This is a genomic window from Scopulibacillus cellulosilyticus, assembly GCF_042665295.1.
Taxonomy (GTDB): Bacteria; Bacillota; Bacilli; order Bacillales; family Sporolactobacillaceae; genus Scopulibacillus_A; species Scopulibacillus_A cellulosilyticus.
Genome location: NZ_JBHTCO010000035.1, coordinates 20,991 through 27,703 on the forward strand (window position 1 = coordinate 20,991; position 6,713 = coordinate 27,703).

Below are 6,713 nucleotides of genomic sequence, written 5' to 3' on the forward strand. Positions count from 1 at the left end.
TAAAACATATGAATCAATTAGATGAAAAATATAAAAATATCATAAGACATACCGATGATCTTGAAGCGATAGAAATAGAATTATTGCTTGAAGGGATTTATCGGTATTACGGATTTGACTTTAGAAACTATTCAACTAAGTTTATAAGACGCAGAATTTGGCATCGCATTCGTACAGAAAATATAAAGAATATATCCAGTTTACAGGAGAGAATTTTTCATGATCCCATGATGATGACCAAATTAATTGCCGATCTTTCTATTAATGTAACAGAAATGTTTCGTGATCCAAGTTTTTTTAAATCATTTAGAACTCAGATCATTCCGATTCTAAGAGAGTTTCCTTTTATTCGGATTTGGCATGCCGGCTGTTCGACGGGTGAGGAAGTTTATTCGATGGCTATTCTTTTATATGAAGAAGGTTTATACGAAAAAACAAGAATTTATGCCACCGATATGAACGGGAAAGTGTTAAAAAATGCACAAAAGGGCGTTTTTCCTTTAAATAAAATGAAAGTCTATACGAAAAACTATCTTGAAGCAGGAGGGACGAGGCCATTTTCTGAGTATTATATTGCAAAGGAGGATGGCGCTTTGTTCCATCCGTTTCTGGCAGAAAATATTGCTTTTGCACAGCATAATTTAGTTACTGACCAATCTTTTAATGAATTTCACGTCATTATCTGCAGGAACGTCATGATTTACTTTAACGAACTTTTGCAAAAACATGTACACAATCTGCTTTATGACAGTCTGTCCGTATCAGGGATTCTTGGTTTAGGCAGTAAGGAAAACATTCAATTCAGCGGCATGGCAAATTACTATGAGGAAGTTGATCCAGTTGGAAAAATTTACAGAAAAGTCAAATAGAAACATTTTGAGTCAAGTCCCACCGAAAGTTCAGGCTAAGGAGGAGAAAGAGGAAGAGACGAGTTATGAGAAGGTAAATATTCTGATCGTTGATGATCATCCGGAAAATCTATTAGCATTAGAAGCTGTACTTAAGTCTGAAAACTATTATTTAGTTAAGGCGAATTCAGGGGAGGAAGCATTAAAATATGTCTTAAAACAAGACTTTGCCGTCATCTTGTTAGATGTTCAAATGCCAGGGCTGAACGGCTTTGAAACTGCAAAGCTTATTAAGAAGAGAGAAAAATCAAAGAACATACCGATTATATTTATTACGGCTATTAATCAAACGATAGAATCTGTTCTTCAAGGTTATAACGTTGGTGCTGTTGACTACATTTTTAAGCCGTTTCATCCGGAAAAATTAAAATTAAAAGTCCGGGAGTTTGTGAAGATATATCAAAATATGAAATTAGAGAAACAGCACAGTCAGCTCAAACTTAAAGAAATGAATGAAAGATTGAACCGCACAAGTTTTGATTTGCGTAAAAATGAGGAGCTTGCAAAAGTTATTGGCGAGACTTTATTAGATACAATTATAACACTTGATAGAGAAGGGTATATTTTATCTGTCAATCCCTCCGTAAATGATACATTTGGATATTCAGCAGATGAATTGTTAGGCCATCACGTTATAAAACTTATTCCAAAGTTTAAATACATTAACGGTGAGCAAGTTTCATCAATGGTAGATTGTTTAAGACGAATGAAAAATAGAATTGTAGAACGAGAAGCGGTACATAAAAATGGACAGAAGTTTCCTGTTGATATTCAAATCGGAGAAGCGGCAATAGAGGAAGAGCACATTTTTGTCTGTTCTATTCGTGACATTACTGAACGGAAAGAAATAGAAAAGGAACGAAAACACCAGTACAAGCTTTTAGAGGAGTTAGTTGAAGAACGGGCTCAAGAACTCGTATTGACTAATAAGAAGCTCCAAAATGAAATAATCGAGAGAAAAAAGACAGCTGAGAATCTTCGTATTTCCCGGGAACTATTTTATAAAATATTTCAGTCAAGTCCGTGTATGATAGCGATTCGCTCAAAAAAGGATGGCAGATATATAGATGTCAATGACAGCTGGCTTCATTTTACAGGATATAGTTATGACGATGTTAAGGATCAAACATCTCATATATTGCATATTAAAGAAGAATCGGATCATGAGCCACAAAGTTCCGGCAGTTTAGATACTAAGGAGTCAATTAGGAATAAGAAGATTCATTATCTAACTAAAAATGGCGAGGCTAAGGACGGGCTGCTATCAACGGAAGCCATTGAAATAGACGGCGAGGAGTGTGTTCTGAGTACCATTACGGATATTACAGAACGCATGCGTTTGGAGAAAGAAATGGCCCGGCTGGACCGTCTGAATTTAATTGGAGAAATGGCTGCAGGCATTGCTCATGAAATCAGAAATCCTATGACAACCGTCCGCGGTTTCTTGGAATTGTCAAAGAGCGACCCTGAACATGTATCTATACAATACATAGATCTGATGCTTGAAGAATTAAAAAGAGCGAATTCAATCATTTCAGAGTTTCTTAATTTAGCTAAAAACAAGGCAACCAATAAAACCCCTCATCAACTGAATTTAATTGTTAAAGCGCTATACCCGCTCATTCAAGCAGAGGCAGTTCTTTCAGATATGTCAGTTGTACTTGATTTGGGCAAATGTCCTGAACTTTATCTAGATGAAAAGGAGATCCGTCAACTCATTCTAAATTTATCTATCAATGGATTAGAGTCAATGTCTTCCGGGGGGAGACTAACAATTAAGACTTATACAGAAGGTCACACAGTTACTTTAGAAATAAGAGACCAGGGCTGCGGGATAGAACACGAATTAATCGAAAAGATTGGCACGCCTTTCTTTACTACAAAGGAAAGGGGAACAGGGTTGGGATTAGCTATTTGCTACAGTGTTGCGAGCCGCCATCATGCTGTTATAGATCTGGAAACAAGCAAACAAGGAACGGCATTTTTTATACGTTTTAATAATATTGTTAAGAAATAAGCGGAGGGATCTGTCCCTTCGCTTTTTTCAGCGCTGGGAAAGTTTAAATGGGCACCAACCAAGTTTTCTTCACATAAAAAGGTCAGAAATAGCCCCCGGAAGATCGCCGATTGAATAAATGACGCGATTTGGTTTTAGTTTTTTATGTACAGGGCGATTAGTCTTGCTGTTATTAATCCAGACTGTAAACATATTATTTTTGTTGCCAAAAAGAATATCAGTATTTAACCGGTCTCCAACGACAATACATCTTGAGGGAGACAGGTGCAGTTCTTTTGTTAAATAATGGGCCAAAATATTAGAAGGCTTACCAAAAACAAGCTCTAATTTTTTGCCCGTTGATGCTTGAAGTGCTGCAATAATCGCCCCGGCATCCGGAAGGCCGCCATTTGGACCTGGACAGACAAAGTCAGGATTAGTAGCGAAAAAACGGGCGCCTTTTATAAGGGCTTGGTGCCCCGTGTAGATTTTATCGTATGAAAGCGTTGTATCAAAGCTGACAATAACAATATCTGCATCCGGACGTTCTGTGAGCCGCAAACCGGTATTATAGCACTCCTTTTTTAACTCCTGTTCGCCGATAACAAAGATAGCCTTATTCTTATTTATCGTTTGCTTTAGGTAAATAGCGGTGAAATTAGCAGATGTAAGAACTTCGCTTTCCAGGGCGGGGATACCTAAATGTGTTAGTTTACGGGCATAATATTCCCGGCTGTATCTCGGATTATTAGTAACGAATCTTACTTTTGAGCCGGTTTTTCTAACCCATTCAAGCGTTTCCTTGGCCCCGGATATGAGTTCATCTTCTATATACAGCGTCCCATCAAGATCAAAAATGAAAGCAAATTTAGGGTAATACATGTTTTTAATGCTCCTTTCTTTAAGTGTCTTTTAGTTAACTGAGGTTTTCTAAAATTTTGATATATTTCCTTTTAAAATTATTGCGTTTAAGTTTTTTAAAGATGGGTATAGAAGTAAAGGGTCATAGGCGAGGGCATCATTTTATTTAATATGACGTACATAAGCTCAGTATGAAAAAATCTGTTATAAAATTGGCCGTTAGTTATATGAGACGGAATAACAGAGGAAATTATTAGAGAAACTAAGAATAAATGGTATATAAATGGCAAATAGACCGTTTTAAAAAGCATAAATAAGCAAAATGAATACTTTAATTCGTCATTCATTTTAAAAGCCTTAATGTATATCACATGCATGAACAGAAAAAGTATGTTAAGGTTATAAACATGTGTTTTTGTCAAGCAGGAATTGAATGCAAAATTTGTAAAGAATGCGCTTGAATTCTTTAATCAGCGTTGTCTTACAGCAAGGAAGGAGATGGTTCATTTGCATTCGAAAAAAGGCAAGAAAAAGAATTATGTTGAAGACGCCGGGTTCACACCCTTTCATGCGCGGCTGACATTATATTCTTCTGGAGGGCCGTTCTTGGATGGCTACATCCTGAGTATTATAGGAATCGCCCTTACGCAAATTACACCTCAGCTCCATTTAAATGCAGTTTGGAGCGGACTGATCGGTGCCTCTGCACTACTAGGTATTTTTATAGGCGGCTTTTGCGGGTATCTTACCGATAAAATAGGCAGACAGCTTATGTACACCCTCGATTTTGTCATTTTAATCGTTGCTTCTGTTTTACAGTTCTGGGTTCACAATGGCGCGGAACTCTTCATTTTAAGGCTCATTCTAGGTATAGCCGTTGGTGCCGACTATCCGATTGCTACATCACTATTAGCAGAATTTGCCCCCCGTAAACACCGCGGAGCAATGCTGGGAGTTACGCTATTCGGGTATTACGTTGGTTCGACAGTGGCTTACATTATTGGCGATTGGATGTTAAATATCGGACCGGATGCTTGGCGATGGATGCTTGCCAGCAGCGCCGTTCCTGCAGTCATCCTTGTACTATTAAGACTGGGTACACCTGAATCCCCTCGCTGGTTATTAAATCAAGGACGGAAGAAGGACGCCGATAAGGTTGTTAAAGAAGTTTTTGGTGAAAAAGCCTCGGTTGAAGAAATTATCCCCCCTGGTGCTGAGGCAGAAGAAACAAGTTTCCTAAAAGTATTTTCTTCTGGTTATCTAAAACGTCTTTTGTATATCGGTCTTTTTGAGACGTTCCAAGTGGCGCCGTTGTTTGCGATGCTTACGTTTGGTCCAGAGATGTTGAAATCATTCCATCTATTTGAAGGTTCTGCTGGATTAGGATCAGCTATCATTAGTTTCCTTTTCTTAATTGGTTGTGTCCCGGCACTCCTGCTTGTTAACAAAATGGGACGCCGGCCAATGATGATTACGAGTTTTGCGGTCATGACGCTTGGTATCTTGCTGCTTGGACTGTTTCCGCATGGTCCTCTTGCATTTATTATTATTGGTTTTATACTTTATGCTATTTTCTCCGGCGGTCCGAATGTTATGGACTGGCTGGCTCCAAACGAACTGTTCCCAACAGAAGTGCGTGGAACAGCTGTAGGCGTGGCAACTTCAATCAGCCGTGTCGGAGCATTCTTCGGCACCTACTTGTTCCCGATAGGCTTACAAGATTTAGGTATCGGGCCAACCATGATTATAGGCGCTATTGTTACCTTTGCCGGATTACTCGTTTGTATTTTTATGGCTGAAGAAACCAAAAATCAAACGTTGAATGAAGCAAGTTCGGTTGATTAAAGAAAATATAAGTTAATTGTTAAAAACGTGCCTGTAAATCCAAATGAGGAGGAGCAGGTACGTTTTTTTAAATCGTAAATGGCTTTCCTTTATGATTCTACAGTTATTAAACAGTGCGATTCGTTGCTCCGGGGAAGCAAATAAAAAGGTTATTCGTTGACGCTATATACGTCATTTAAAACAATATATTAATAAATAAAGTTTGCCATTTGGCAACGTTTTATATGTGTAATGTCATCTATATAAGTAAAATTATTAATTTGAACTGTTTGAGCAGATTGTGAAGAGGGGACTATTTAAAAGGTGGAGAAAGGAGGGGAGTAGAGGGCAATAATTTAATAAATATTTAACGCAAACAAATGTGTTTACTTGCTTGCTTATAAGTAAACATGTATACAAATTAGTTTACAAGAAAACAAAATCGTTAACACGTTGATACATAAGGTGTTAGCGGATTTGTTTGCAAGTATATATTTTTGTTTACGTGTAAACTCTTATGCAAACAATGATGTTGGTTAAAATTCGCTGAAACAACTAATTTAAGTTTTTAAATGATTGACTACACGGAAAACGAAAGGATATGTCCTTATAGGTAACCAAAAGACTGGTAAAAAATTTAATGAAGACTCTAAAAAGTTTATAGTTGATCTTTATAATTCTGGCAGCTCCGTAAATGGATTAATCGTAAGTATGACATATCGGATATCCGTCTACAGTTAATCAAGAAATATTCCCCAATCAGTTTGGAAGAAGGAAGTTCTGTCACATCTTATGATTATAACAAGCTGCAATAACAGATCCGCCGATTTTGGAATTTTTTTTGTTTTTTAATCCTCTTTTTTTCTTTTTTTGATTAATAATTTAAGTAAAGAAAGGGAAAGCATAGTTTCAACTATATTGACTAGGCTGGATTATTAAAGTTTTAGGTATATGTTAGGGCAGATGTGAAACACCTTCTCCTTAACCAAACTGATAATGATTACGGCCACTGAAATGTACCACCAACGACATAGTTTTTACCACCGAGTGACAAAGAATGTACCAGTAAATGACAAGAAATTTACCACTATACTTTCTGTATAATTAGTGAACACACCTGCGGG

The 6,713-nt window shown here is 37.3% G+C and carries 4 protein-coding genes; 3 read left to right on the forward strand and 1 reads right to left on the reverse strand.

From position 1 onward, the window contains the following. Positions 1-8 precede the first annotated feature (8 nt). Positions 9-869: a CheR family methyltransferase gene (locus tag ACFQRG_RS17055; protein ID WP_380968237.1), complete on the forward strand. Its 861-nt coding sequence runs from the start codon at positions 9-11 to the stop codon at positions 867-869. Beyond that, positions 841-2,925, forward strand: a complete 2,085-nt coding sequence (locus ACFQRG_RS17060) for a PAS domain S-box protein (protein WP_380968240.1) — start codon at positions 841-843, stop codon at positions 2,923-2,925. The genes ACFQRG_RS17055 and ACFQRG_RS17060 overlap by 29 nt, the downstream gene beginning before the upstream one ends. Positions 2,926-2,994: 69 nt before the next feature. Here ACFQRG_RS17060 and ACFQRG_RS17065 read toward each other — a convergent pair whose 3' ends face one another. After that, positions 2,995-3,786, reverse strand: coding sequence for an HAD-IIA family hydrolase (locus ACFQRG_RS17065; RefSeq protein ID WP_380968243.1), 792 nt, complete (start codon positions 3,784-3,786; stop codon positions 2,995-2,997). 486 nt (positions 3,787-4,272) lie between these two features. Here ACFQRG_RS17065 and ACFQRG_RS17070 point away from each other — a divergent pair, with 486 nt between their 5' ends. Next, positions 4,273-5,610: an MFS transporter gene (locus ACFQRG_RS17070; RefSeq protein WP_380968246.1), complete on the forward strand. Its 1,338-nt coding sequence runs from the start codon at positions 4,273-4,275 to the stop codon at positions 5,608-5,610. Positions 5,611-6,713: the final 1,103 nt, after the last annotated feature.

Coding starts and splice junctions, on each gene's coding strand:
- ACFQRG_RS17055 (WP_380968237.1), top strand. CDS start 9: ATGAATCAATTAGATGAAAAATATAAAAATATCATAAGACATACCGAT.
- ACFQRG_RS17065 (WP_380968243.1), bottom strand. CDS start 3,786: ATGTATTACCCTAAATTTGCTTTCATTTTTGATCTTGATGGGACGCTG.